Source organism: Rhizorhabdus antheiae (assembly GCF_049889055.1).
Classification (GTDB): Bacteria; Pseudomonadota; Alphaproteobacteria; order Sphingomonadales; family Sphingomonadaceae; genus Rhizorhabdus.
In genome coordinates, this window is sequence record NZ_JBLTWO010000012.1 from 26,255 (window position 1) to 49,866 (window position 23,612).

Consider the following 23,612-nt stretch of genomic DNA (forward strand, 5'->3'; position numbering starts at 1 on the left):
TGCTGTGCGGCGAGTTGCCTTGCTGGTTGCCTCCACCCGATCTGTTCCCGCCGATGACGACGGTGCAGCATTGCTTCTACCGCTGGCACGACATTGAGCTGTGGCGCTCGATCAATCGTAAGCGCTGTTCTCAGACCACTGCGGTCCAGGGCATGAGCTCGGAGATGCGGTTGGCGGGGTGCCCTTCAGCCAGTCTGGTGAGCGAGCCGGTCAGCCAGTCGTGCGGGTTGACGCTGTTCAGTTTGCAGCATTCGATGAGGGTGGCGATGACCGCCCAGTTGTCAGCGCCATCGTCCGAGCCTGCGAAGAGGGCGTTTTTCCGGTTGAGGGCGATGGGCCTGATGGACCGCTCGACGGTGTTCCTGTCGAGATCGATGCTGGGCCCAATCTCTGGCTTGATCATCACGGATACTCTAGCTTGCTCTTGGCACTCACTTGCCGGAGCTTGGCATCGAGGTGGCGATGGAGGTTGTCGACAATGGCTCGACTGCATCACATTGACTCCGGCGACCGCCGTGGCGGCATCAACCTGCGGCTTTCGATCCACGCTTTATCGGTTTACGACCTTGTGGTGGCTGTTCCTCAGCGGATCGGTCGGCTCAGAGGGAAGCCGCGTTCGCGGGCCCAGAGGATCGCGGCGGCGCGGCGGTTGACGCCGATCTTCGCGTAGACGCGCGCGATATGATTGCGCAGCGTGTTGCGCGACACGCCCATCTCGCGGGCGATGCCGGCATCGTCTCCGCCTTCGCACAACAGGCTCAACACCTCCTTCTCGCGCCGGGTCAGCTCGCTGACCTCGACCGGGGCGGCGTGGGGGTGGGGCGAGCGGAGATTGGCCAGTTTCTCGACCACGGTCCGGCTGAACCAGTTGGTGTCCTTCATCACCGCCTCGATCGCGGTGATCAGTTCCAGTTCGCTGTGCCGCCGCTCATGGATGTCCTGGACGACCCAGAGGATGCAGCGGTCGTCGTTGAGTGGGATGACCTCGGCCGAGACGAGGCAGTCGACGAAGCCGCCATCCTTGGTTCGTACCCGGACGTCGCGGCCGCGAAAGCCGGTGCGTTCGTCGAGAAGTGCCGCCGCTTCCTTGAGAAAGCCGGCGGGCTCCCACAATTTGAGCCGCGCCATCGCCTCGTCCATCGCCTCGTCGCCGACATAGCCGGTCAGCTGTTCGAAGGCGTCGTTGACGTCGCACAGCCGGAAGTCGTTGCTGGTGGTGATCGCCATGCCGACGGGCGCGAGCCTGAAGGTCCGCACGAAGCGCTCTTCGCTGGCGCGCAGGCGGTTCTCGGCCTGGCGATGCGGCTCGAGGTCGGCGAAGGAGAAGAGCATGCAGGCTTCGTCGTCGAGGTCGATCGGCTGGCCGGCGACGATCACCAGCTTTCGCCCTCCATCGGGCAGTTCGAGATCGGCCTGCATCTGCGATATCGTTCTGCCCTCGCGCAGCCTTTCCTTCGCCTTGTCGAGATCGGCGGCGTCGCGCAGCACATCGATGTCGTAGAGCGACCGGCCCAGCACTTCGTCGCGCGCAAAGCCGGTCATGTCGAGGAAGCCCTGATTGACCTTCACATAGCGATGGTCGCTCAGCCGGCAGATGACGGCGGGAGCGGGATTGACGTTGAAGGTCTGTTCGAAGCGGCGCTCGGCTTCGAGCAACGGCGCGGCATCACGAACGATCAGGACATGGAGTGGCGCTCCCCCGGCATCGTCGAGCGACAGACCGCTGATCCGCAACGTGCGGCAGGCTTCCTCGGGCGTTTGAGGGACGATTTCCACGACCATCTCGTCGACCTTCTCGCCACGCAGCAGCCGGTCGAGCGGATAGGCCTCGGGGTCGAGCGCGCGGTTGTTCCGATAGCGGAGCGGATGGCGGTCACGATATTCCTCGGCGTTGCGGCCCAAGGCCGCCAGCGTGTCGGCTCCGTGGAGTTCGGCGGCGAGGGCATTCGCCCAGATCAGCCGTCCGCGCCGGTCCGCGAGGATGAGCCCGTCGCCGAGCCGGGCGAGTATCTCTTCCCACTGTTCCGCTCCAATCGGGAGCACGTCCAACGCCTTCATGCCACGCCTCGCTCTGCTCATCCTGCCAGACGAGCGGAGGACGGCTTGGTTCCAGAGCCGTATCGTTCCCGCTCAGCTTGTGGCGAGCACCCGCAACAGGCGATCGCGGGAGCGATCCGTCGCCAGAGCCAGCGCCGCGAGAGTGAAGCCGTAGCGGACGGCGCTTTCCAGCGCGGCGGTGTCGATCCGTCGGTCGGTCCACGCCATCAGTGCGCCCGACAGCAGATAGACGAAGTTGCGGGTGAACGCAGGCATGTCGGTGTCGGACGACAGGAGATCTTCCGCGTGTAGCGGCAATAGCAGTCCATCCCAGAAAGCCGTCGCCGTCTCCACCTGAGCATCGTGATCTTCGGCATCGGAGGCGTAGATGGTGGCGAAGAGTTCGCGATAGAGACCGGCCTCGCGCTCCATCCGCGCCGCCATCAGACGGATCGCCGAATACATGCGGTCGAGCGCGTCGCGCGACTCGGTCGCCGCGACCGACTCGATCAGCTCGGTTTCGAGTTCGCGGTGGAGGGCGACGTAGAGCCGCCGCTTGGTGCCGAACAGATTATAGGGGGTTGCCTGGCTGACGCCCGCCGCCTCGGCAAGGCGGCGCATCGACAGCGGCTCCGCCTGCAAAAGGATGCGCGCGGCCTGCAATATCGACTGTTTCCGTCGTTCTGCCCCGGCGTGAAGCCTCAAAACCATCTCCCCCTTTGTCACTCTGTAGCATCGTCGCGCCTGCCCGGGATGCAAAATCCCGCTTGCTTCTTTTTTGATTTATAGCATGCTCTAAAAAATCAAAGGGCGAAGACAGGCCCTGCACGAGGAGAGGCAGCATGAAATTTTCCATGGCGTTCGAAGCGCAGATGGCGGACACGTCGCGCGAATCCGAGCAGCGGACTTTTTTCGAGGCGGTCGAGCAGTCGGTCTATGCCGAGAAGATGGGGCTCGACTGCATCTGGGCGGTCGAGCATCACGCGCTCACCCAATATTCGCACATGTCCTCGCCCGAGAGTTTCCTCGCCTTCGTCGCGGGCAAGACCGACCGCATCCGCATCGGCCATGGCGTGATCTGCCTGCCGCCGGCGATGAACCACCCGGTCAAGGTCGCCGAGCGGGTCGCGACGCTCGACATATTGTCGCGCGGTCGGCTCAATTTCGGGATCGGCAAGGGTGGCACCCAGCAGGAAGCGGGGACCTTCGGCTATGACCTGGCGGAACTGCAGCCGATGATCGACGAGGCGATGTACCTGATCCCCAAGATCATGGTCGAGGACGAGATCGAGCATGATGGCCAATATATCAAGATCCCCCGCCGGGCGATCCACCCCAAGCCCTATCAGGACCCGCATCCGCCGATGTTCATGGCGGCCACGCGCGAGGAATCGCTGAGGGTCGCCGCGCAGCGGGGGCTCGGCGGCATGATCCTCGGCTTCAGCACGCCCGAGGAAACCGCGCGTCTCAACAGGGTCTATCGCGAGGCCTTCGCCACGCGCGATCCGAAGGATCAGGTCGGCTATTTCCCCAACGAATATCTGGCCGTCGGCTGCCCGATCATCGTCAGCACCGATCGTGAGAAGGCGGTTCGCATCGGTCTGCGCGGCCAGCGCTTCTTCGGCCAGGCGATCCACCATTGGTACGGCGCCGGCCCGAAGCCCGATGTCGACGATGTGACCGTCGACGAGCACCGCCAGGCGGTCGATGCCGCCAAGCAGGCGACGATCGCCTATCTGCACGAGGCGCAGATCCCGATCACGGCCGCCGCGACCGACATGTACAACACCGACCACGCTTATGGCACGCCTGAGGATGCGATCGCGCATATCGAGCGGCTGGAGGCGGCGGGCGCGGACGAGATATTGATGCTCATGCAGATGGGCACCGTTCCGCATGAGGCGATCATGGAGACGCTCACCCATCTGGGCGAGACGATCATCCCCTATTTCCGCGAGAAGCAGCGCCGCGCCGCTGCCGCCTGACCGTCGGGCCGCCGTCTCCCCACGGGACGGCGGCCTTTTCTCGCGAAAGGGAAGACCATGCCGCTCAACGCCATCGCCCAGGCGATGCTCGCCCATATGAACGCCACTCCGATCGACTGGGCGTCGATCACGCCGCAGCAGTTCCGCGCGATGAGCGCGACGATGGAACAGCCGGCCGATCCGGCCGATGCCGTGGCGCACAGGGATGTCGATGCCGGGGGCGTGCCTGCGCGCATCTATCGTCGGCAGGAGGTGCAGGGACCGGAGCCGGTGCTGCTGTTCTTCCATGGGGGCGGGTATATCGCCTGCGGGATCGGCAGCCATGAGCGCCTATGCTCGCGCCTGGCGCGGCGGGCCGAGTGCGCCATCGTGTCGGTCGACTATCGCCTGGCGCCCGAGCATGTCTTTCCAGCTGCGGTCGACGACGCGCTGACGGCGCTGCGCTGGCTGGGCGCGCACGGCATCGACCACGGCCTCGACACAGGCCGCATCGCGGTCGGCGGCGACAGCGCCGGTGGCTCGCTCGCAACGGTCGCGGCGATCCGCGCGCGCGACGAGGGCGGTCCGGCGATCCGCCACCAGCTGCTCTTTTATCCGGGCACCGACCTGACCGGCGAAACCGAGTCCGAGCGGCTCTATTCGGACGGCTATTTCCTCGACTCCGATTTCTCGGCGATGTGCATCGGCGCCTATCTGCCGAGCGCGGCGGATCGCGCCCATCCTTGGGCGTCTCCGTTGCTCACGCAGGATTTGTCGAACCTGCCGCCGGCGACGATCCTGACGGCGGAGTGCGATCCGCTGCGCGACGAAGGGCGGGCCTATGCCGATCGCCTGCGCGAGGCGGGCGGCGTGGTGCGGTACAAGGATTTTCCGGGTGTCTTTCATGGCTTCGTCAGCATGTTCGGCGTCCTGCCCGACGCCGACGAGGCGATCGAGGACGCGGCCGGCGAATTGCGGCGCGCCTTTGCGGGGGTTCCGGCATGAGCGTGCGTCCCTTCCAGATCGCCGTCCCGCAGGAGAAGCTCGACTGGATCGAGCGGCGGCTGCGCGATGCGCAATGGCCGAACGAGCCGGTGGTCGACGATCCCTGGGCTTACGGCGCGAGCGTGCCCGAGATGCGCAGCCTCGTCGCCTATTGGCTCGACGGCTATGACTGGCGCGCGCGCGAAGCCGAGATGAACCGGCTGCCGCATTTCCTTTATGCGGTCGAGGTCGACGGGGCGCCTTATGATGTCCACTTCATCCATGTGAAGGGCAAGGGCGAAAACCCCCGCCCGGTGATGATCATCCATGGCTGGCCCGGCTCCTTCGTCGAATTCCTGGGATCGATCGAGCGGCTGACCGACCCGGCGAAGTTCGGCGGCGACCCGGCCGATGCGGTGAGCGTCGTGATCCCTTCGCTGATCGGCTACGGCTTCTCGTCCAAGCCCTCCCGCCCGATCGGCCCGCGCACCATCGCGCGCGCCTTCGACCGGCTGATGCGTGAGGGGCTCGGCTACACCGATTACATCGCCCAAGGCGGCGACTGGGGGTCGTCGGTCTCGGGCTGGCTCGGCTATGAGGGCGAGGGCTGCGCGGCGGTCCACCTGAACTTCGCCTTCGGCTGGACGAATCCCGATGCACGTCCGGAGACGCCCGAGGAGATCGCGGCGGCGCAGACGCTGGGTCAGGTTTGGCAGACCGAGAGTGGCTATATGGTCGTCCAGTCGACCAAGCCTGTCTCGCTCGATCATGCGATGGCAGACAGCCCATTGGGCGTGGCGGCCTGGCTGGTGGAGAAGTTCCAGCGCTGGTCGCAGCTCGATGGGGGCGATCTCTGGTCGGTCTATACGCGTGACCAGATCCTCGACAACATCATGGTCTATCTCGCCAATAACAGCTTCGGCACGGCGTCCTGGCTCTATCGCGGCGTGATGAGCGAACCGGTGCCCGCCGGTGCGCGTGTGACGAAGCCGGTGGCGATGTCCGACTTCCCCGGCGAACTGGCGCGCTTTCCGCGCAGCACGCTGGAGAAAAGCTACAACATCGTCCGCTGGAGCGAGCCGCCGCGCGGCGGCCATTTCGCCGCGATGGAGCAGCCCGAGTTGTTCGTGAAGGAAGTGCATGGCTTCGTGCGGCAGCTGCGGGAAGCCGGGGCTAGCTGATCCCCTGCGCCATGACCGTGATCGCGAGGGCTTGCAGTCCGACGCTATTTCCGTAGCATCTACGGTAATTGTCGTGACCGACCGATCGAGTCGGCAGAGGAGAGGTGAGAGATGCAGAGCATTCTTCTGAAAGGCGGCACCGTCGTCGACGGCACCGGTGGCCCCGCGATCAAGGCCGATGTCCGCGTGAAGGGCGACATGATCGTCGATGTCGGACCCGATCTCACCCCCGGTGACGATCGTGTGATCGACTGCACCGGCTGCTTCGTGACCCCCGGCTTCATCGAACCGCACACCCATTTCGATGCGACCATGTGGTGGCAGCCCGATCTCGATCCGCTGACCGGCTATGGCGTCACCACCATCGTCATGGGCAATTGCGGCTTCTCGGCCGCGCCCGTTCACGAGACGGACGCCGAAGCCCGGCTGGAGATGATCAAGATCTTCTCCTTCTTCGAGGACATCCCCGAAGAGCCCTTCCTGACCAAGCTGCCGTGGGACTGGCGCAAATGGTCCGAATATCAGCGGTCGATGACCAGCAAGCTGCGGGTTCCTGCCAATTACACCGCCTTTGTCGGCCATATCGCGATCCGCCTCGCCGTGATGGGCATGGACGCCTGGGAGCGGAAGGCGACGCCCGAGGAGATCCGCCAGATCGCCGCGCATGTCGACGACGCGCTCGCCGCCGGCGCCTGCGGCGTGTCGAGCAATCTGCTCGACCATGACGGATCGGACCGCCCGGTGCCGACCCAGATCGCCTGCGACGACGAATATCGCGCGATCCTCGAAGTGCTCGCGCGCTATCCGGGCCGTTCGCTGCAGGTCGTCATCGACACCTTCATGCGGATGACGGCGCCCGCGAGCATGGAGCGGCTGACCCGGCTCAACGCCGATCTCAACGTCCGCATCCAGCTGGCCGGCGGCATTCCGACGCTCGAGTTCCAGCGTCCGATCCTGGAGCAGATGCGCGCGATCATCGAGAAGGCGCATGCCGATGGACAGGATGTCTGGCCCGCCTTCACCCACACCTCGCCCACCAACACGCTGTCGCTGATCCGCTCGCTGATCTTCGCGCAGTCGAACGACTATGTGTGGCACGAGGTGGTGCTGCTCGAGGACCTCGACGAGAAGGTCAAGCTGCTCCAGGATCCCGACTGGCGCGCCCGCGCTCGCGAGAGCTGGGACACCAAGGTGTGGCCGCACGCGCCGATGGCCAATCCCGATCGGCTGCTGCTGCGCAACTCGGACAATGGCTTCGGCCCGGTCAACACGACGCTCAAGGCCTATGCCGACAGCCGGGGCCTGCACCCGTCCGACGCGATGGCGGAATGGATTCTCGCCAACGGCATCCGCTCGACGGTGCATATGGCGCCGTTCGACATGAACCGCGACGAGATCATCCGGCTGATCCGCGATCCCAAGGCGCTCGGCAATCTCAACGACGCGCCCGCCCATGGCCAGATGTTCTGCGGCGGCGGCGAAAATATCCTGATGCTCACCGACTATGTCCGCAAGGGCGAGCTTTCGATCGAGGAAGCGATCTTGTCGATCACCGGCCGGATCGCCGAGCATTTCGGCTTCACCGATCGCGGCCGGATCGCGCCGGGGATGCGCGCCGACATCACCGTGTTCGACCTCGACGAGATCGAACATCGCGAGGAGTATAAGCGCTTCGACGTGCCGACCGGCGGCTATGACATGACCTGGCGCTACACGCGCGATGCAGCACCGATGCGGCTGACGATGGTCAACGGCATGCCGACCTTCATGAACGGCCATTTCACGGGCTCGATGCCCGGTCGCTATCTCGTCCCCGCGGGCGAGCAGCAACTGGCCCAGGCGGCCGAATAAGCCGAATCCGAAGACCGGGAGGGGCGGCGGGGCCTAAGCGCCTCGCCGCCCCTTCTTTTTTCATCCGGGCAGGGCGCTTCCCCGCGAGCGGTCCGGCCTCTAAGGACGATCCATGGCCAGTCGCGCAGGACGATCGCCGGGCAGACCGAACCGCATCTCGCAGGAGCAGATCCTGGAGGCGGCCGTCGCGCTCATCCGCGAAGGCGGGCTGGACGGCTGCAACATGACGCAGATCGCCCGCCGCCTGGGCGTGTCGGTGATGGCGCTCTACACCTATTATCCGAGCCGCGACGCTTTGGTCGAAGCCGTCGCCGCCGACGTCTTCGCGGCACTGCCGATCCCGTCGGAGGAGGGCGGCTGGAAGGCGTTCCTCACCGCCTGGATGCGGACGCTCTATGACGAGTTTATCCGGCGGCCCGAGGCGATCGAGCTGATGTACCGCGACGACCATGTCCCGCGGGCCTGGCTGAGGCTGTGGCTGCCGATGATGCGGGTACTGTGGCGGCAGGGGCTGCGGGGGCCCGATCTCGGCATGGTTTCGACCTGGCTGGGCCTGGTGGTGCTGCAGATGATCGCCGGGCTCTACAAGTTGCGATCCTCGGCCGAACTGCTCGATGAGCTGGGCATAGCCGGCCTCGACCCGGCGGATCGGCTACTCTTCGAGGACGTCAATGTCCTCGCCACGCCCGATGCCCGGCGGCGGCTTGCAGACTTCACGATCGAGAACATCATGTTCGGGATCGAGCGCGCCATCGAACAGGCCCGCGAGGCGGGGCGCCTCGCCGCTCCGCCGGGAACCGCGCTGCCCTGAGCCCGAGCCCGCGTGCGTTCAGCGCGGCAGGATGCGGGCGAAGGCGGCGACCCCCTGCGAGGCCGGGGCGGCCGGCAAGGATGCGTTCGCGGTCGGCGCGGGCGCCGGGGTGACCGCGCCCACCCCGGCGAACATCGCCTCGATATTGCGCACGCACAGCGCGACCGACTCGTCGGCGAGACGATACCAGACCTGCTTGGCCTCCTTGCGCGTCTCGACGAGTTCGGCGCGGCGCAGTTCGCCCAGTTGCTGGCTGAGCGCGGGCTGGCCGATGCCGGTGGCGTCGGCGATCTCGCCGACATTGCGTTCGCCGCGCAGCAGGCAGGACAGGATCATCAGGCGCTGTGCCTGTGCGAAGATGCGGATCTTCTCGGCCGCCGCCGCCGCGGCGTCCCGATCCTGGTGCAGTGCCGTCATTCGCTGTCCTCGAAGCGGCAGAACCAGTCCGCAGCATCGCTGGCCCGCTCATCCGGGGGAAGCAGCACGGGACCTCCGGGTTGCCAGCCCTCCGGCGTGAGGCGGCCAGATGCGTCGACCCGCTGCAGCGCGTTCAGCAGGCGCAGCATCTCGTCCGCCGATCGACCGACATTGTGGGGATAAGAGGTTGTCGCCCGGATGATGCCGTTCGGGTCGATGAAGAAGGTCGTCCGCATCGCCATGCTGTCGGCTGCCTCCTCGCCGATCATGCCATAGGCGCGTCCGATCGCCATGCTCGGATCCTCGATGACCGGGAAGTCGATCGTCACGTCGAACAGGTCGCCCAGCGCCCGGACCCAGGCCATGTGCGAATAGAGGCTGTCCACCGACAGGCCGACGAGCTGGCAGTCGAGCGCGTCGAACGCCGCCCGCCGCCGCGCCAGTGCCACGAACTCTGTACTGCAGACCGGGGTGAAGTCGGCGGGGTGCGAAAAGAGAATGACCCACCGGCCGCGTAGCTGGGAAAGCTGAAAGGGACCTCTGGTCGATCGGGCGATGAAGTCCGGGGCGGGGTCGCCGATCCGCGGCGGGACCGGGTTGTTCATGAGGCTATCCATCGCGTCCTACCTGCTGCCGGCCCCGCAGTTCCGCAAGCCCTTGACGATTGCAGAATATACAAATACAAAGTTCATGTAAATGTGAATTATAGGAGAGTCGCCGTGTCCGACCCCGCTCTCGCAAAGGCAGTCGCCCAGATTGCGGGGGCCCGGAAGGGTGTGCCCGCGATCAAGGCCTTCTTCGATGCGCCGACCTTCACCGTGACCTATGTCGTCCATGATCCGGAGACCCGGCGCGCGGCAGTGATCGACAGTGTGCTGACCTACGATCCTGCATCCGGGCGGACGTCCACCGACGCTGCCGAGCCGGTGCTGGCCCATGTCCGCGAGCAGGGCCTGACCGTCGACTGGCATCTGGAAACCCACGCCCATGCCGATCACCTGTCTGCGGCGCCCTTTCTTCAGAAGGAACTCGGCGGTCGCATCGCGATCGGCGCGCATATCTGCGAGGTGCAGAAGGCTTTCGGCGCCCTCTTCAATGCCGGGTCCGATTTCGCCCGCGACGGTTCCGACTTCGATCAGCTCTGGGGGGATGGGGACAGTTTCGCGATCGGCAACCTCTCTGTCACCGTCCTGCACGTGCCGGGACACACCCCGGCCTGCGTCGCCTATGTGATCGGTGACGCGGTGTTCGTCGGCGATACGATGTTCATGCCCGATTATGGCACGGCGCGGGCGGACTTTCCGGGCGGCGATGCGCGGACGCTGTTCCGGTCGTTACGACGGCTCCTCGAGTTGCCCCCCGAGACGCGGCTGTTCCTGTGTCACGATTATCTGCCGGAGGGTCGCGACCATTATGTCTGGGAGACGACCGTTGCCGAGCAGCGCCGCGCCAATGTTCACGCTCATGACGGCGTGACCGAAGACGAGTTCGTCGCCATGCGCGAGGCGCGCGATCATATGCTCGCCGTGCCGCGCCTGATCCTCCCCTCGGTCCAGGTGAACATGCGGGCGGGGCATCTGCCGCCGGCCGAGGACAATGGCACGGTCTATCTCAAGATTCCGGTGAACCAGCTGTGATCGGCTCGCTCTTTCCCGAGGCGCAGCCGCTGGCCGGCTTTGCAGGTGGGCTGATGATCGGCCTAGCCGCTGCGATCATGTTGCTGGGGCTCGGCCGCATCGCCGGCGTCAGCGGGCTCGCCGCGCGAGCGATCGGTCTGTCGGATGGTGGCCCGCCCAGATCGGTGGCGCTGGCCTTCATTGCCGGTCTGCCGCTTGGAGCGCTGCTGATCGCGTTTCTTCAGGGCGGCGTCGCTGCACAATTCGCTTCGCTCCCGATCATGATCATCGCCGGGCTGCTGGTCGGCTATGGCACGCGCCTCGGCTCGGGTTGCACCAGCGGCCACGGCGTCTGCGGCCTGTCGCGCCTGTCGCGCCGGTCGCTCGTGGCGACCGCACTGTTCATGGCGAGCGGTTTCGCCACGGTGGGGCTGATGCGCCTCGCGGGGCTGTCATGAAGCGTGCGCTCGTCGCCCTGGTCGCCGGAACCCTCTTCGGGGCTGGCCTGGCAATCTCCGGAATGGTCGATCCGTCCAGGGTGCGCGCCTTCCTCGATCTGTTCGGCGCCTGGGACCCGACGCTGGCCTTCGTGATGGGCGGCGCGATCCTGCCGATGGCGGTCGCCTGGCGATTGAGGGCCCGCATGGACCGTCCACTGGCCGACGACATCTTCGCGCTGCCGGAAACCCGCACGCTCGATGCGCGGCTCGCCATAGGCGCCCTGCTGTTCGGCATCGGTTGGGGATTGGGTGGGCTCTGTCCCGGACCGGCGATCGCCGGCTTTGCGCTATATCCCCTTGCCGTCGCGCCCTTTCTGCTGGCGATGGGCGCCGGCTTCGCCTTGCATCGCTTCACGGCATGATGACGAATGCACAATATCTGCTGGGCGGCATGTCCGGTGGGCTGGTGGGCTTCGTGCTCGGGCTGGTCGGCGGGGGCGGGTCGATCCTCGCGGTGCCCCTGATGGTCTATCTCGTCGGCGTGCCCAACCCGCATGTCGCGATCGGCACGAGCGCGCTGGCGGTTGCCGCCAACGCCGCCGCCGGGCTCGCGGGCCATGCCCGGGCGCATCATGTCAAATGGCGCTGCGGGGGCATGTATGCGGCGGCGGGGGTCGTCGGCGCGCTCGCGGGATCGACCTTCGGCAAGATGGTCGACGGTCAGAAGCTGCTGCTGCTGTTCGCGCTGCTGATGCTCGTGGTCGGCCTGCTCATGCTGCGCGGGCGCGGGGATCCCGGCAATCCGGGGGCGGAGTGCAACCGGCAGAAGGCGCCCAAAGTCCTCGCCTTCGGCCTCGGCTCGGGGGTCTTTTCGGGCTTTTTCGGTATCGGCGGCGGCTTCCTCATCGTGCCGGGCCTCGTCGCGTCGACCGGCATGCCGATGCTGATGGCGGTCGGAACCTCGCTCGTCGCCGTTACCGCCTTCGGCCTCACGACCGCCGCCAACTATGCCCTTTCCGGGCTCGTCGACTGGCCGCTTGCGCTGATCTTCGTGCTCGGCGGCGCTCTGGGCAGCATCGGGGGGCTAAGGCTGGCGGAAAAGCTCGGCGGCAAGACCGGTCGGCTGACGACGCTGTTCGCACTGCTGATCTTCGCGGTCGCGCTGTACATGATCTGGCAGGGCCTCGGTACGGCCTTTCCCGCGCTGGACATTATGCCTCATCCCGCAGACCCAAGCTAAGGGCTACGAGGTCGCTGAGAGGAACTCATGATGTTCGACACGGCCGATGCGCTCATTCTCGCCCGCGCGCAGTTCGCCTTTACGGTGAGCTTCCATTTTTTGTTCCCCGCTTTCACCATCGGGCTCGCCAGCTATCTGATGGTGCTCGAGGGGCTGTGGCTCAAGACGGACAAGGGCGTCTATGCCAATCTCTACCGCTATTGGCTCAAGATCTTCGCGGTCGTCTTCGCGATGGGTGTCGTGTCGGGCATCGTCATGTCGTACCAGTTCGGCACCAACTGGTCGGTCTTCTCGGACAAGGCCGGGCCGGTGATCGGGCCGCTGATGGCTTATGAAGTGCTCACCGCCTTCTTCCTCGAAGCCGGCTTCCTCGGCGTCATGCTGTTCGGGATCAACAAGGTCGGGCGCAAGCTGCATTTCGTCGCGACCTGTGCGGTGGCGGTCGGCACCTTCATCTCCGCCTTCTGGATATTGTCGGTAAACAGCTGGATGCAGACCCCGGTCGGCTATGAGATCGGCGCCAACGGCCAGTTCCTGCCGGGCCCGAGCTGGATCGCGATCATCTTCAATCCCAGCTTCCCTTACCGCCTCGTACACACCGTGCTTGCCGCCTATCTCACCACCGCCTTCGCGGTCGGCGGGGTCGGGGCCTGGCATCTGCTGCGCGATCGCACCAATCCGGGTGCGCGCACGATGTTCTCCATGGCGATGTGGATGGCGGCGATCGTCGCCCCGATCCAGATCTTCGCCGGCGACATGCACGGGCTCAACACGCTCGAGCATCAGCCGGCGAAGGTGATGGCGATGGAGGGCCATTATCAGAGCCACCCCGATGGCGCCCCGCTGATCCTCTTCGGCATTCCCGACAGCCAGGCCAAACGGGTCGACTATGCGATTTCCATCCCCAAGGCGTCCTCGCTGATCCTGAAACATGATCCGAACGCACCGTTGAAGGGGCTCGATACGGTGCCGGAGGCGGACCAGCCCCCGGTCGGCATCGTCTTCTGGGCGTTCCGCATCATGGTCGGCCTCGGCTTCGCCATGATGGGCCTAGGCCTGTGGAGTCTGCTCGCGCGGATGCGCGGCCGGCTCTACGACTGGCGTGGGCTGCACCGGGCAGCGCTGCTGATGGGACCGGCGGGATTCGTCGCAGTCCTGGCTGGGTGGGTCGTGACCGAGGTCGGGCGGCAGCCCTTCACCATTTACGGACTGCTCCGCACCGCGCAGAGCGCATCGCCGCTCGACGCCCCCGCCGTCGGCGCTTCGCTGCTGGCCTTCGTGCTCGTCTATTTCACCGTCTTCGGCGCGGGCATCTGGTATCTGCTGCGCCTCGCCGCGAAGCCGCCCGAGGCGCATGAGAGCGCACCGGCGGCCACGCCCATCAGAACCGCCGGCATCACCCCCGCACCCGCCGTCGAGGGAGGCAAGGCATGATCGACCTGACCGTCATCTGGGCCGCTATCATCGGCTTCGCCATCGTCGCCTATGTCATCATGGACGGCTTCGACCTCGGCATCGGCATCCTCTTTCCGCTGTTCGCGGTGGGCCAGGACCGCGACCGGGCGATGAACAGCATCGCACCCGTCTGGGACGGCAACGAGACCTGGCTGGTGCTGGGCGGCGGGGGGCTGCTCGCGGCCTTTCCGCTGGCCTATGCGATCATCCTGCCCGCACTCTATGCACCGCTGATCGCGATGCTGCTCGGCCTCGTGCTGCGCGGGGTCGCCTTCGAGTTCCGCTGGCGTGATCCCGCGCACCGCGCCTGGTGGGATCTCGCCTTTTTCGTGGGGTCGACCGTGGCGACCTTCGCGCAGGGCATTACCCTCGGCGCGCTGCTTCAGGGGATCAGCGTCGACGGCCGCGCTTATGCCGGCGGCTGGTGGGACTGGCTGTCGCCCTTTTCGCTGCTGACCGGGGCCGGCCTGCTCGTCGGCTATGCGCTGCTCGGCGCCTGCTGGCTCAACTGGAAGACCGACGAGGCGCTCCAGCGGCAGGCGGTGACCTATGCCGGCCGGCTCGGCATCCTGCTGCTGCTGGTGATCGGCGCAGTCAGCCTCGCGACGCTGACGCTGGACGCCGGCTATCAGCAGCGCTGGCTCGCCTGGCCGGGCGTGCTGGCGACCGCACAGGTGCCGCTCGCGACGCTGATCGTGACCGCGCTCTTCTATCGCAGCCTGTCGGCGCGCCGGGATGCGCAGCCCTTTTTCTGGGCGCTGGCGCTGTTCATGCTGTGCCTGCTCGGGCTCGGCATCTCGATCTGGCCCTATGTCATCCCCGCGCGGGTAACGATCTGGGAGGCGGCGGCGCCCTATCGCAGCCAGCTCTTCATGCTCGTCGGGGCCGGCCTGCTCGTGCCGGTGATCCTCGCCTACACCGCCTGGGCCTATTGGGTGTTCCGCGGGAAGGTCGGCCATGACGGCTATCATTGATGGCGCGCGCTGACATGGCGGGGCGCTGGAAGCGGTTGGGCTGGTTCCTGGCCATCTGGACCGGGAGCGTGCTCGCGCTCGGTGCGGTGTCGATGCTGATCCGCTTCTGGTTGAGGCCATGATGGCGCGCCACGTCGGCTAAACCGGATCTCCCTATCACAAAGGCGAGCCGTCCCGCTGGCCGCCGATTGACCTCGATCAAAGGCCGCCGGTTCGGCGCATGGTTTGTCTTCTCCACGTACAGGAGAGGAATTCGCCATGGCCGATCGTGACCCCGCCATCCACCGCGACGCCGCCCGTTGTCCCGGTCCCGGCTGGGAGGAGATCCTGCGCGAGGACCTGATCCCGCCGCCCGCCTTCATGGCGGAGGATCGCTATCGCTATCTCGGTTCCGAACCGATCGATGCGAAGCGCTATCATGATCCGGCCTTCTTCCGCGCCGAGATGGAGAAGATGTGGCCTTTCGTCTGGCAGTTCGCCGCGCGCGAGGAGGACATGCCCGAGCCCGGCGACTATGTGACCTACGACAATGCCGGGCGGTCCTACCTCATCGTTCGCCAGCCGGATGGCGAGGTTCGTGCCTTCCACAATGTCTGCCTCCATCGCGGGCGCAAGCTGGCGACGGAGTCGGGCATGGCCGAGAAGTTCGTCTGTCCCTTCCATGGCTTTGCCTGGAACACCGACGGCAGCCTGCGCGACATTCCCTGCCGCTGGGATTTCGGCCATCTGAGCGACGAGCGCATGAAGCTGCCGCAAGCGAGCGTCGCCCGCTGGGACGGCTATATCTTCGTCCGGGAGAAGGACGAAGGGCCGACGATCGAGGCGTTTCTCGCGCCGCTACCGGAGTTTTTCACCCGCTGGCGGCATGAGGATTGCGAAACCATCGCCTGGGTCGGCAAGGTCGTCGACGCCAACTGGAAGATCACCATGGAAGCCTTCATGGAGAGCTACCACGCCTATATGACGCATCCGCAGCTGTTGCCCTTCACCGGCGACGCCAACGCGGCCTATCATGTGCTCGGCAAGCATGTGAATGTGAACTACACCCCCTTCGGCACCATCTCCCCGCATGTCGCCGGCACCGAGCGTCCCGAACAGTGGATCGTCGAGGAGTTCGTCAAATATAACGGGCGGTCCTCGGACAATTACGACCCCGAGAAGGACCAGTTCAACATCACCGTCCCTGAGGGGGAAAGCGCCCGCCACGCCCTTGGCGCCGCGATGCGCGAGAGTTCGCAGCGGGCCTTCGGCGGCGACTATTCGGCGGTGTCGGAATCCGAGCTGCTCGACGCGCTGGTGTTCAACGTCTTCCCCAATTTCGCGCCGTGGGGCGGCTTCATGCCCAACATCGTCTATCGCTGGCGGCCCTGGCCCGACCAGGATCGCTGCCTGATGGAGGTGCGCGTCCTCGCGCGCCGGCAGGACGGAGCCGAGCCGCGCCCGCCGATGACGATGCATCTGCTCGAAGACGGCCAGACATGGGCCGATGCGCCGGAGCTCGGAGCGCTGGGGGCGGTCGTCGACCAGGACATGGAGAATATGGAGCTGACTCATCAGGGGCTCAAATGCTCGGCCAACGGCCTCGTCGAACTGGGCGACTATCAGGAGGTGCGCATCCGCCACTTCCACCAGACGCTCGACACCTATCTGGAACGCTCAGGGGGAGCCTTGCGATGACCGATCTCTACAAGGCTTATGGCGACGCAGCGGAGCGGATGCTCCATTTCGTCGAGACCCGCAGCACCGACCAGGCGAGCGGCGTGTTCGAAGTGCCCGTCGCCCATTATCTGGACGAGGCGCGCTGGCAGAAGGAGATGGATCTGATCTTCCGGCGCCTCCCATTGATGCTCGCGCTGACGATCGAGCTGCCGCGGGTCAACGATTACAAGGCGATGGATGTGATGGGGCAGCCGGTGCTCATCACGCGCGGCAAGGATGGCAAGGCGCGCGCCTTCCTCAATGTCTGCAAGCATCGGGCGATGCATCTTGCGAAGGAGGGCAAGGGCAATTGCTCGCGCTTCGCCTGCCAATATCATGGCTGGACCTACGCCAATGACGGGCAGCTGGTCGGCATCGCCGAGGCGAGCACCTTTGGTGACGTCGACCGCCGCACCTTGGCGATGACCGAATTGCCGGCGGAGGAAGTCGCGGGAATGATCTTCGTGATCCTGACGCCAGGCCTGCCGATCGACGTGCGCGGTTTTCTGGGCGGCATGCTCGACGATCTCGCCGCGCTGCGGCTGGAGACCTGGTATTATCACAAGGCGCGGACGATGGAGGGCGCCAACTGGAAGGTGTCCTTCGACGGCTATCTCGAAGGCTATCATTTCCAGGCCGCCCACACCCAGACGGTCGCGACGCGTTCACCGTCCAACCGAGCCAGCTATGAGGCTTTCGGTCCGCATATCCGGCTGGGCTTCCCGCAGAACGGGATCGTCCGCCTCAAGGATCTGCCGCGCGAGGAGTGGGGCCGGCAGGAGAATGACGGCTACGACTTCATCCGGATCCTGTTTCCGAACTTCAGCTTCTTCCTCGCGCCCGAGATGTGCCAATATGCCCAGCTGTTTCCGGGGCCGACGCCCGACCGCAATCTGACGGTGATGAACTATATCTACCCCACCGCGCCGAAGGACGAGGAGGAACTGCGCACGCTCGACGAGATGAGCGACTTCTTCTTCCAGGTCGTGCTCGACGAGGATTATGCGCTCGGCCTGAAGGTACAGAACGGGCTGGAATCAGGCGCGACCGATCGGCTCACCTTCGGCCGCAACGAGCCGGGCAACCAATATTTCCACAAATGGGTCGAGTACTATCTGTCGGGCTGCGAAGGACCGGCGCCGGTCCTTCGAGCCTGACAGCCGTCCTTCGCCCTACCGCGCAGGGGCGGGTGCGGCGGCGGGGGGCAGGGCGCCCAGATAGGTCATGATCTTCGGCATGTCGGCAGGATCGATCGGCGCCTTGTAAACGTCGATCATCTTTTGGACGATCCTGCCCCAGTCGGCTTGCGACAGCGGCGGCTGCACCAGCACCATCGAGGGCGAATGGCAGGCGCGGCAATTGTCGTTCATCACCTGCACTTCGGGTCCTGCCGGATATTCGACCTCATAGTCGGTCGGCAGGGTCACGCTGGTGGAGGCCAGGCGCGGCCGTGCCGCATCCTTCGCCCGGGTGCCCGCGCCGGCAAGCCCGGAACCCAGGACCGAGACCAGCGCGATCGTAGCCGAAAAGGTCAGCATCTTCGACATCAGGCGTCTCCCGCGATCAGGTGGACGGTCTCGACCCCCGCGCGCATATAGCCGCCGGGGTTCCAGTTCATTTCCAGCGGTTGCGCCAGCCCCTTCGCATTGGTGCAGCGCGTGGCAACGGCCAGGGCGCCGGATGCCGGGACCGTCACGCGCGCCTCGAAGCGGCGGAAGCTGTACGGCCCCTCGTCCTTGCCGAGCGTCGCCGCCTGCCAACTGGTCCCGCCGTCGGTCGACACCTCGACCCTGGCCACTCCGCAATCCCCGCCCATGGCGATGCCCGCGACCGTCAGCCTCCCGGGCTTCACCCGCTGCCCTTCGCGCAGGTTCGTGACCAGTGAGCGCGGGACCATGCGGCTGATCGCCTCGCTCGGATACTCCTTTGTCCCCGGCGCGATGTGGCCGAAGGGCGTGGAGGGGACGCGATAGGCCTTGGCCATCCAGAAATTGTCGTCCTTGCGGTCGAGCACCTCGATCTGGCTGAGCATCTTGATCCAGTAGGTCGAATACCAGCCAGGCACGACCAGCCGCAGCGGGAAGCCGTTGAGGAGCGGCAATTGCTCCCCGTTCATCTGATAGGCGACCATCACCTCGCCGTCGCGCGCATGGTCCAGTGCGAGCGACTTCAGGAATTTGGGCGCCTCGGACGTCATCGGATCGTCAAGCCCGCCGAAGCGTATGTCGACGGCGCCGGCCTTCACGCCCGCCCGGTCGAGCAGATCGCGCAGGCGTACCCCGCGCCAGCGCGCATTGCCCATCGCGCCATGCGCCCATTCGGCACCCGGCACATTGGGCTGGAACAGGCCGCGCGAATTGCCCGAACATTGGTTGACTGCGACATAGTCGATCGGCTCGAACTCGCGGATCAGCTGGTCGAGGGTGAAGCTGACCGGTCGATCGACATGGCCGCCGATGGTCAGCCGGAAACTGCCGACATCGACGCTCTCCGGAAACCCCCAATGCCAGCGGACATAGAAGCGGTCGTTCGGCGTGATGACGCCCTGGTCGAACACCTCCATCGGCGTTTCCAGCAAAGGCGGCCGCACCCGCTGCAGGATCATCGGGCCCTTGCCGGGAAAGGCCGTGGTCATCGGTCGTGTCGGCGGCTTGCCCGGCAGGCCAAGGTCGGCAACCGCCTGCGCCCAGCCTGGGAAGGCGATCATGCCGGTCCCCGCCGCTGCACTCCGCAGCAGGGCGCGCCGGGAGAGGCGGGAGGCAGTGTCGGGCGTGTCGCTGTGGATCATGTCAGGCCTGTCCCAGTTCGAGCGCCAGCAGGGCGCGCCATTGATCGAGCCGCCGTTCCCGCGTCGCGGCGTCCATGCGCGGTACGAACGTCGAGACGTCCGATCGCATCGCCGCAGCGTCGGTGAGCGTCGCGTGAAGCCCGCAGCCCACCGCCGCCAGCATCGCCGCGCCCAGTGCCGTCGTCTCGACATTGTGCGGCCTTTCGACCTCCAGGTCGAGCATGTCGGCGAGATCCTGCGCAACCCAGTTGTTGGCGCTCATCCCGCCATCGAGGCGCAGCATGGCCCAAGGCGATCCGTCGGCGGCATAAGCCTGTTTGAGATCGTGCATCTGGTGCGCCATCGATTCGAGCGCGGCGCGCACGATGTGGGCCCTGGTCGCGCCCTGGGTCAGGCCGCCGATCAGGCCACGCGCCTCGGGTCGCCAGTGCGGCGCGCCGAGACCCGACAAAGCGGGCACGATGCACACGCCGCCATTGTCGGGCACCGACCGGGCGAGCGCCTCGGTCTCGGCTGCGGTGCCGACGAAGCCCAACTGGTCGCGCAGCCATTTGACGAGACTGCCGGCGACGAACACCGAGCCTTCGAGCGCATAGCTGCGCTTGCCGTCGCACTGCGCGAGGACGGTGCCGAGCAGCCGGTTGTTCGAGCGCGGCAGCTCGTGGCCGGTGCTGACGAGGACGAAGGCGCCGGTGCCCAGCGTCGCCTTCACCTGTCCGGCGGTCAGGCAGTTCTGCCCGATCGTGGCCGCCTGCTGGTCGCCGGCGAGGCCGCAGATCGGGATCGCGCCGCCGAGCAGGTCGGGCCGAGTGGTGCCGAAGCGGCCCGCCGTATCGACAATCTCGGGCAGCGCCGAAGCGGGGACGCCGAGCAGCGCGAGGAGGTCCGCGTCCCATGCCGCCTTGTCGAGCGGCATCAGCATCGTCCGGCTGGCATTGGTCGCATCGGTGATGTGCAGCCCGCCGGTCAGCTTCCAGACCAGCCAGCTCTCGACCGTGCCGAGCGCCAGCCGGTCGCCCAGCGCGGCGGCCTCGGGGACATTGTCGAGGATCCAGCGCATCTTGGTGCCGGAGAAATAGGGGTCGACGACCAGCCCGGTCCGCTCGCGGATCATCTGTTCATGGCCATCGGCGCGCAGTTGTTCGCAGAAGCCGGCGGTGCGCCGGTCCTGCCAGACGATCGCGCGGGTGACCGGCTCACCGGTGGTCCGGTCCCAGGCGATGACGGTCTCGCGCTGGTTGGTGATGCCGATCGCGGCGATGCGGTCCGCGCCCCCGGCCTTCTCGACCGCGCGGCGTGCGCAGGCGAGGGTCTTGGTCCAGATCTCGGTCGCGTCATGTTCGACATGGCCGTCGGCGGGATAATGCTGGGTCAGTTCGGCCTGCTCGATCGCGGCGACCGTCCCGTCGACCGCGAACAGCATCGCCCGGGTGGAGGTGGTGCCTTCGTCGAGAACCAGCAGATAGGGTGTTTGCACGTCGCTCTCCCCGCCGGCGCCTTGCCCTAAAGCGTGCACCGGCATCCGTCCTATTTCGCCATGCCGGCGAGAAACTCTTCCAGTGCCGCGCGTTGCGCCGCGTCGAGGCGCAGGCCCAGCTTGCCGCGCCGCCAGAGGATGTCCTCGGCGATCCGCGCCCATTCGCGCTCGACCAGATAGCGGACTTCGGCCTCGGTCAGGCCATGGCCGAAATGGCGGCCGCAGGCATCGAGCGATTGGGCGTTGGCAAAGATCTCCAGCGTCAGCCGGCCATAGCTGCGGACCAGCCGCTGAATTGTGCCAGCGTCGAGGAAGGGATAGCGCTTGGCGATCTCTGCGCGCAACGCCTCGACGCCCTCGACCGGGAAGTCACCGCCGGGCAGGGGGTGCTGGTCGCTCTCGAACGGCTCGCGCAGTACGGGCAGGCGCTCGGCCAGCGCCTCGATCGCCTCGCGGGCGAGGTGGCGATAGGTGGTGATCTTGCCGCCGAAGACCGACAGCAAGGCAGGCCCCTCGGCCTCGGGCGACAGTTCGAGGCTGTAGCCGCGTGTCGCTGCCTCGGGCTTGCCCGATCCGTCGTCGATCAGCGGACGCACGCCCGAATAGGTCCAGACCACGTCCTCGGGCCGGATGGCCTTGCGGAAATAGCGGCTCGCGCCCTCGCACAAATAGGCGATTTCCTCCTCGCTCGCGCGCACCTCGGCGAGGCTGCCTTCATGGTCGCGGTCGGTGGTCCCGATCAGCGTGAAGTCCTGCTCATAGGGAATGGCGAAGAAGATGCGCCCGTCGGGCAGCTGGAAGAAATAGCTATAGGGGTGGTCGAACAGCGCGGGCACGACGATGTGCGAGCCCCGGACGAGCCGCATCCGCCGGCCGCTCTGTTCTTTTGCCCGGCCGAGCAGCGAGAGGACCGACGGTCCCGCCGCATTGACGACGGTCTTAGCCCTGAACGCGCCGGCCGAGGTCCGGATCGCCCATTCGTCTCCCGCCCGTTCTAGTGCCAGCACCTCGGTGCGGGTGCGGACCTCGGCGCCCCGGTCGGCGGCGTCGCGGGCGTTGAGCGCCACCAGGCGCGCATCGTCGACCCAGCAGTCCGAATAGACGAAGGCCTTGGCATATTCAGGCTTGAGCGGACCGCCGGCCGGATGGCCGCGCAGGTCGATCGACTCGGTTGCCGGCAGCTTCTTCCGCCCGCCGATATGATCGTAGAGAAACAATCCGAGCCGCAGCAGCCAGCGCGGGCGCAGCCCCCGCACATGCGGCAGGACGAAGCGCATCGGCCAGATGATGTGCGGGGCGATCGCCCAGAGACGTTCGCGCTCGCTGAGCGATTCCCGCACCAGCCCGAACTCATAATGTTCGAGATAGCGCAGCCCGCCATGGATCAGCTTGGTCGAGGCCGACGACGTCCCCTGGGCAAGGTCGCCCTGTTCGAGCAGCAGGACCGACGCCCCGCGCCCGGCCGCGTCGCGCGCTATGCCGCAGCCATTGACGCCGCCGCCGATAACGGCGACGTCGAACAGCCGGTCCTGGTTCGTCCGGGGCGTCGTCATGCCGTCTCCGTTCAGCCTTCGAGCGGGCCATGCTGCAGATGCGGCAGCACGTGGCGGGAGAAGAGATCGGCTTCGGCCGCGTGCGGATAGCCGGACAGGATGAAGGCCTCGATGCCTTCGGCCTGATAGGCGCGCAGCTTCGCCAGCACCTGGTCTGGATTGCCGACGATCGCTGCACCGCAGCCCGAGCGGGCGCGGCCGATGCCGGTCCACAGATTGTCCTCGACGAAGCCGTCGCCGCCGGCTGCGCTGCGCAGTTCGGCCTGGCGCTGCACGCCGACATTCTTGGCGTCGAGCGACTTCTCGCGGATCGCGCGGCCGATCTCGTCGTCGAGCTTGGACAGCAGCCGGTCGGCGGCGGCGCGGGCCTCTTCTTCGGTGTCGCGCACGACGACATGGACGCGGTAGCCGAACTTCAGCTCACGGCCGAAGCGCGCGGCGCGGCTCTTCATGTCGGCGATCGTCTCGCGGACCTTGTCCATCGTGTCGGGCCACATCAGATAGACGTCGCAGCCCTCGGCGGCACATTCGCGGGCATCTTCGGACAGGCCGCCGAAATAGAAGGCGGGGCAACTGCCCGAGATGGTCGAGATGCGCGGCGGGTCGAGCTTGAGCTTGTAGAACTCGCCCTCATGGTCGAGCGACTGCCCGTCGAGCAGCGTGCGGACGATCTTCATCACCTCGGTCGCACGGGCATAGCGCGCCTTGCCCGGCAGCGCCTCGCCCGGCATGTCGGACGAGATGATGTTGACGTTCAGCCGCCCGCCGGTGCCGGCGGCATTGGGGCCCAGGATGCGGTCGAGCGTGGCGATGCGGCGCGCCAGCTGCGGCGGCCAGTCCTCGCCGATGCGGGTGGCCCAGAGCAGCTTGATGCGGCGCACCTGCGTTGCGACCGCCGCCGCGAAGGCGGTGGTGTCGAGGCCGAGCTGGTAGCCCGAGGGGAGCAGGATATTGTCGAATCCGCCCTTCTCGGCCTGCAGCACGATGTTGCGGCAATGCTCCCAGCTCGACTGCAGCCGGCTGTCGGGCACGCCAAGAAATTCATAATCGTCGTCACACAGCGCGGAGAACCACGCCACTTCGCATTGCTGCGTCATCTTCGCCTCCCGGGCCTATCCTTGAACAA

Annotated in this window: 23 protein-coding genes and 1 pseudogene; 14 read left to right on the forward strand and 10 right to left on the reverse strand. The window is 66.4% G+C overall.

The features are described from left to right. Nucleotides 1-130 precede the first annotated feature (130 nt). From ACNI3R_RS18225 to ACNI3R_RS18235, 3 genes and pseudogenes are all read right to left on the reverse strand, one after another. A pseudogene (locus tag ACNI3R_RS18225) lies at nt 131-376 on the reverse strand (transposase domain-containing protein); the annotation flags it as partial. 206 nt (nt 377-582) lie between these two features. Beyond that, complete coding sequence (locus ACNI3R_RS18230; protein ID WP_426185972.1) at nt 583-2,058, reverse strand: PAS domain S-box protein; 1,476 nt, start codon at nt 2,056-2,058, stop codon at nt 583-585. Nucleotides 2,059-2,130: 72 nt separating this feature from the next. Further along, nucleotides 2,131-2,748, reverse strand: a complete 618-nt coding sequence (locus ACNI3R_RS18235; RefSeq protein WP_426185974.1) for a TetR/AcrR family transcriptional regulator — start codon at nt 2,746-2,748, stop codon at nt 2,131-2,133. A gap of 131 nt (nt 2,749-2,879) precedes the next feature. On the opposite strand from ACNI3R_RS18235, the gene ACNI3R_RS18240 reads away from it, so the two are divergent. From ACNI3R_RS18240 to ACNI3R_RS18260, 5 genes are all read left to right on the forward strand, one after another. After that, the gene (locus ACNI3R_RS18240) at nt 2,880-4,022 is read left to right on the forward strand and encodes an LLM class flavin-dependent oxidoreductase (RefSeq protein WP_426185976.1); all 1,143 of its coding nucleotides are present in this window, start codon (nt 2,880-2,882) and stop codon (nt 4,020-4,022) included. Between the two features lie 57 nt (nt 4,023-4,079). Further along, nucleotides 4,080-5,006, forward strand: a complete 927-nt coding sequence (locus ACNI3R_RS18245; protein ID WP_426185978.1) for an alpha/beta hydrolase — start codon at nt 4,080-4,082, stop codon at nt 5,004-5,006. After that, nucleotides 5,003-6,166: an epoxide hydrolase family protein gene (locus ACNI3R_RS18250; RefSeq protein WP_426185980.1), complete on the forward strand. Its 1,164-nt coding sequence runs from the start codon at nt 5,003-5,005 to the stop codon at nt 6,164-6,166. The genes ACNI3R_RS18245 and ACNI3R_RS18250 overlap by 4 nt, the downstream gene beginning before the upstream one ends. Before the next feature lie 111 nt (nt 6,167-6,277). Beyond that, nucleotides 6,278-8,017 carry an N-acyl-D-amino-acid deacylase family protein gene (locus tag ACNI3R_RS18255; RefSeq protein WP_426185982.1) on the forward strand — a complete coding sequence of 580 codons (1,740 nt, stop codon included), beginning with the start codon at nt 6,278-6,280 and terminating at the stop codon, nt 8,015-8,017. Between the two features lie 112 nt (nt 8,018-8,129). After that, the gene (locus ACNI3R_RS18260; RefSeq protein WP_426185984.1) at nt 8,130-8,828 is read left to right on the forward strand and encodes a TetR/AcrR family transcriptional regulator; all 699 of its coding nucleotides are present in this window, start codon (nt 8,130-8,132) and stop codon (nt 8,826-8,828) included. Between the two features lie 18 nt (nt 8,829-8,846). Here the strand turns inward: ACNI3R_RS18260 and ACNI3R_RS18265 are convergent, their stop codons facing one another. Together ACNI3R_RS18265 and ACNI3R_RS18270 are read right to left on the reverse strand one after the other, a co-directional pair. Then, nucleotides 8,847-9,245: an ArsR/SmtB family transcription factor gene (locus ACNI3R_RS18265; protein WP_426185986.1), complete on the reverse strand. Its 399-nt coding sequence runs from the start codon at nt 9,243-9,245 to the stop codon at nt 8,847-8,849. Next, the gene (locus ACNI3R_RS18270; protein WP_426185988.1) at nt 9,242-9,850 is read right to left on the reverse strand and encodes a peroxiredoxin; all 609 of its coding nucleotides are present in this window, start codon (nt 9,848-9,850) and stop codon (nt 9,242-9,244) included. Before ACNI3R_RS18270 ends, ACNI3R_RS18265 begins: the two co-directional genes overlap by 4 nt. 114 nt (nt 9,851-9,964) lie before the next feature. Here ACNI3R_RS18270 and ACNI3R_RS18275 point away from each other — a divergent pair, with 114 nt between their 5' ends. The 9 genes from ACNI3R_RS18275 (at nt 9,965) to ACNI3R_RS18315 (ending at nt 17,825) form a co-directional block, all read left to right on the forward strand. Beyond that, nucleotides 9,965-10,882, forward strand: coding sequence for an MBL fold metallo-hydrolase (locus ACNI3R_RS18275; protein ID WP_426185990.1), 918 nt, complete (start codon nt 9,965-9,967; stop codon nt 10,880-10,882). Beyond that, the gene (locus ACNI3R_RS18280) at nt 10,879-11,319 is read left to right on the forward strand and encodes a YeeE/YedE family protein (RefSeq protein ID WP_459112869.1); all 441 of its coding nucleotides are present in this window, start codon (nt 10,879-10,881) and stop codon (nt 11,317-11,319) included. Before ACNI3R_RS18275 ends, ACNI3R_RS18280 begins: the two co-directional genes overlap by 4 nt. After that, nucleotides 11,316-11,723 (forward strand): DUF6691 family protein, encoded by a 408-nt coding sequence (locus tag ACNI3R_RS18285; RefSeq protein WP_426185992.1) that lies wholly within the window; start codon nt 11,316-11,318, stop codon nt 11,721-11,723. Before ACNI3R_RS18280 ends, ACNI3R_RS18285 begins: the two co-directional genes overlap by 4 nt. Then, nucleotides 11,720-12,541, forward strand: coding sequence for a sulfite exporter TauE/SafE family protein (locus ACNI3R_RS18290; protein ID WP_426185994.1), 822 nt, complete (start codon nt 11,720-11,722; stop codon nt 12,539-12,541). The genes ACNI3R_RS18285 and ACNI3R_RS18290 overlap by 4 nt, the downstream gene beginning before the upstream one ends. 30 nt (nt 12,542-12,571) lie before the next feature. Beyond that, entirely contained in the window at nt 12,572-13,975 is a 1,404-nt protein-coding gene (locus ACNI3R_RS18295) for a cytochrome ubiquinol oxidase subunit I (protein ID WP_426186094.1), read from the forward strand. Next, nucleotides 13,972-14,970, forward strand: coding sequence for a cytochrome d ubiquinol oxidase subunit II (gene cydB, locus ACNI3R_RS18300; RefSeq protein WP_426185996.1), 999 nt, complete (start codon nt 13,972-13,974; stop codon nt 14,968-14,970). The genes ACNI3R_RS18295 and cydB overlap by 4 nt, the downstream gene beginning before the upstream one ends. Beyond that, a complete protein-coding gene (locus tag ACNI3R_RS18305; RefSeq protein ID WP_426185998.1) occupies nt 14,970-15,092 on the forward strand; it encodes a DUF2474 family protein in 123 nt (40 codons plus the stop codon). Before cydB ends, ACNI3R_RS18305 begins: the two co-directional genes overlap by 1 nt. 136 nt (nt 15,093-15,228) lie before the next feature. Further along, nucleotides 15,229-16,647 carry an aromatic ring-hydroxylating oxygenase subunit alpha gene (locus tag ACNI3R_RS18310; RefSeq protein ID WP_426186000.1) on the forward strand — a complete coding sequence of 473 codons (1,419 nt, stop codon included), beginning with the start codon at nt 15,229-15,231 and terminating at the stop codon, nt 16,645-16,647. After that, nucleotides 16,644-17,825, forward strand: coding sequence for an aromatic ring-hydroxylating oxygenase subunit alpha (locus tag ACNI3R_RS18315; RefSeq protein WP_426186002.1), 1,182 nt, complete (start codon nt 16,644-16,646; stop codon nt 17,823-17,825). Before ACNI3R_RS18310 ends, ACNI3R_RS18315 begins: the two co-directional genes overlap by 4 nt. Before the next feature lie 15 nt (nt 17,826-17,840). Here the strand turns inward: ACNI3R_RS18315 and ACNI3R_RS18320 are convergent, their stop codons facing one another. Genes ACNI3R_RS18320 through ACNI3R_RS18340 form a run of 5 tightly spaced genes read right to left on the reverse strand, consistent with a single transcriptional unit; the run spans nt 17,841 to nt 23,583 of the window. Continuing rightward, nucleotides 17,841-18,215 (reverse strand): cytochrome c, encoded by a 375-nt coding sequence (locus ACNI3R_RS18320; protein WP_426186004.1) that lies wholly within the window; start codon nt 18,213-18,215, stop codon nt 17,841-17,843. Next, nucleotides 18,215-19,456 (reverse strand): molybdopterin-dependent oxidoreductase, encoded by a 1,242-nt coding sequence (locus tag ACNI3R_RS18325; protein WP_426186006.1) that lies wholly within the window; start codon nt 19,454-19,456, stop codon nt 18,215-18,217. Before ACNI3R_RS18325 ends, ACNI3R_RS18320 begins: the two co-directional genes overlap by 1 nt. A gap of 1 nt (nt 19,457) precedes the next feature. Beyond that, nucleotides 19,458-20,933: a glycerol kinase GlpK gene (glpK, locus tag ACNI3R_RS18330; protein ID WP_426186008.1), complete on the reverse strand. Its 1,476-nt coding sequence runs from the start codon at nt 20,931-20,933 to the stop codon at nt 19,458-19,460. Nucleotides 20,934-20,983: 50 nt separating this feature from the next. Next, a complete protein-coding gene (locus ACNI3R_RS18335) occupies nt 20,984-22,486 on the reverse strand; it encodes a glycerol-3-phosphate dehydrogenase (protein WP_426186010.1) in 1,503 nt (500 codons plus the stop codon). Nucleotides 22,487-22,497: 11 nt separating this feature from the next. Beyond that, nucleotides 22,498-23,583, reverse strand: a complete 1,086-nt coding sequence (locus ACNI3R_RS18340; protein ID WP_426186012.1) for an LLM class flavin-dependent oxidoreductase — start codon at nt 23,581-23,583, stop codon at nt 22,498-22,500. Nucleotides 23,584-23,612 lie beyond the last annotated feature (29 nt).

What these genes read in the sequence shown, in the direction of transcription:
- ACNI3R_RS18230 (WP_426185972.1), bottom strand. Translation starts at nt 2,058, where the DNA reads ATGAAGGCGTTGGACGTGCTCCCGATTGGAGCGGAACAGTGGGAAGAG.
- ACNI3R_RS18235 (WP_426185974.1), bottom strand. Translation starts at nt 2,748, where the DNA reads ATGGTTTTGAGGCTTCACGCCGGGGCAGAACGACGGAAACAGTCGATA.
- ACNI3R_RS18240 (WP_426185976.1), top strand. Translation starts at nt 2,880, where the DNA reads ATGAAATTTTCCATGGCGTTCGAAGCGCAGATGGCGGACACGTCGCGC.
- ACNI3R_RS18245 (WP_426185978.1), top strand. Translation starts at nt 4,080, where the DNA reads ATGCCGCTCAACGCCATCGCCCAGGCGATGCTCGCCCATATGAACGCC.
- ACNI3R_RS18250 (WP_426185980.1), top strand. Translation starts at nt 5,003, where the DNA reads ATGAGCGTGCGTCCCTTCCAGATCGCCGTCCCGCAGGAGAAGCTCGAC.
- ACNI3R_RS18255 (WP_426185982.1), top strand. Translation starts at nt 6,278, where the DNA reads ATGCAGAGCATTCTTCTGAAAGGCGGCACCGTCGTCGACGGCACCGGT.
- ACNI3R_RS18260 (WP_426185984.1), top strand. Translation starts at nt 8,130, where the DNA reads ATGGCCAGTCGCGCAGGACGATCGCCGGGCAGACCGAACCGCATCTCG.
- ACNI3R_RS18265 (WP_426185986.1), bottom strand. Translation starts at nt 9,245, where the DNA reads ATGACGGCACTGCACCAGGATCGGGACGCCGCGGCGGCGGCGGCCGAG.
- ACNI3R_RS18270 (WP_426185988.1), bottom strand. Translation starts at nt 9,850, where the DNA reads ATGAACAACCCGGTCCCGCCGCGGATCGGCGACCCCGCCCCGGACTTC.
- ACNI3R_RS18285 (WP_426185992.1), top strand. Translation starts at nt 11,316, where the DNA reads ATGAAGCGTGCGCTCGTCGCCCTGGTCGCCGGAACCCTCTTCGGGGCT.
- ACNI3R_RS18290 (WP_426185994.1), top strand. Translation starts at nt 11,720, where the DNA reads ATGATGACGAATGCACAATATCTGCTGGGCGGCATGTCCGGTGGGCTG.
- ACNI3R_RS18295 (WP_426186094.1), top strand. Translation starts at nt 12,572, where the DNA reads ATGTTCGACACGGCCGATGCGCTCATTCTCGCCCGCGCGCAGTTCGCC.
- cydB (WP_426185996.1), top strand. Translation starts at nt 13,972, where the DNA reads ATGATCGACCTGACCGTCATCTGGGCCGCTATCATCGGCTTCGCCATC.
- ACNI3R_RS18305 (WP_426185998.1), top strand. Translation starts at nt 14,970, where the DNA reads ATGGCGCGCGCTGACATGGCGGGGCGCTGGAAGCGGTTGGGCTGGTTC.
- ACNI3R_RS18310 (WP_426186000.1), top strand. Translation starts at nt 15,229, where the DNA reads ATGGCCGATCGTGACCCCGCCATCCACCGCGACGCCGCCCGTTGTCCC.
- ACNI3R_RS18315 (WP_426186002.1), top strand. Translation starts at nt 16,644, where the DNA reads ATGACCGATCTCTACAAGGCTTATGGCGACGCAGCGGAGCGGATGCTC.
- ACNI3R_RS18320 (WP_426186004.1), bottom strand. Translation starts at nt 18,215, where the DNA reads ATGTCGAAGATGCTGACCTTTTCGGCTACGATCGCGCTGGTCTCGGTC.
- ACNI3R_RS18325 (WP_426186006.1), bottom strand. Translation starts at nt 19,456, where the DNA reads ATGATCCACAGCGACACGCCCGACACTGCCTCCCGCCTCTCCCGGCGC.
- ACNI3R_RS18335 (WP_426186010.1), bottom strand. Translation starts at nt 22,486, where the DNA reads ATGACGACGCCCCGGACGAACCAGGACCGGCTGTTCGACGTCGCCGTT.
- ACNI3R_RS18340 (WP_426186012.1), bottom strand. Translation starts at nt 23,583, where the DNA reads ATGACGCAGCAATGCGAAGTGGCGTGGTTCTCCGCGCTGTGTGACGAC.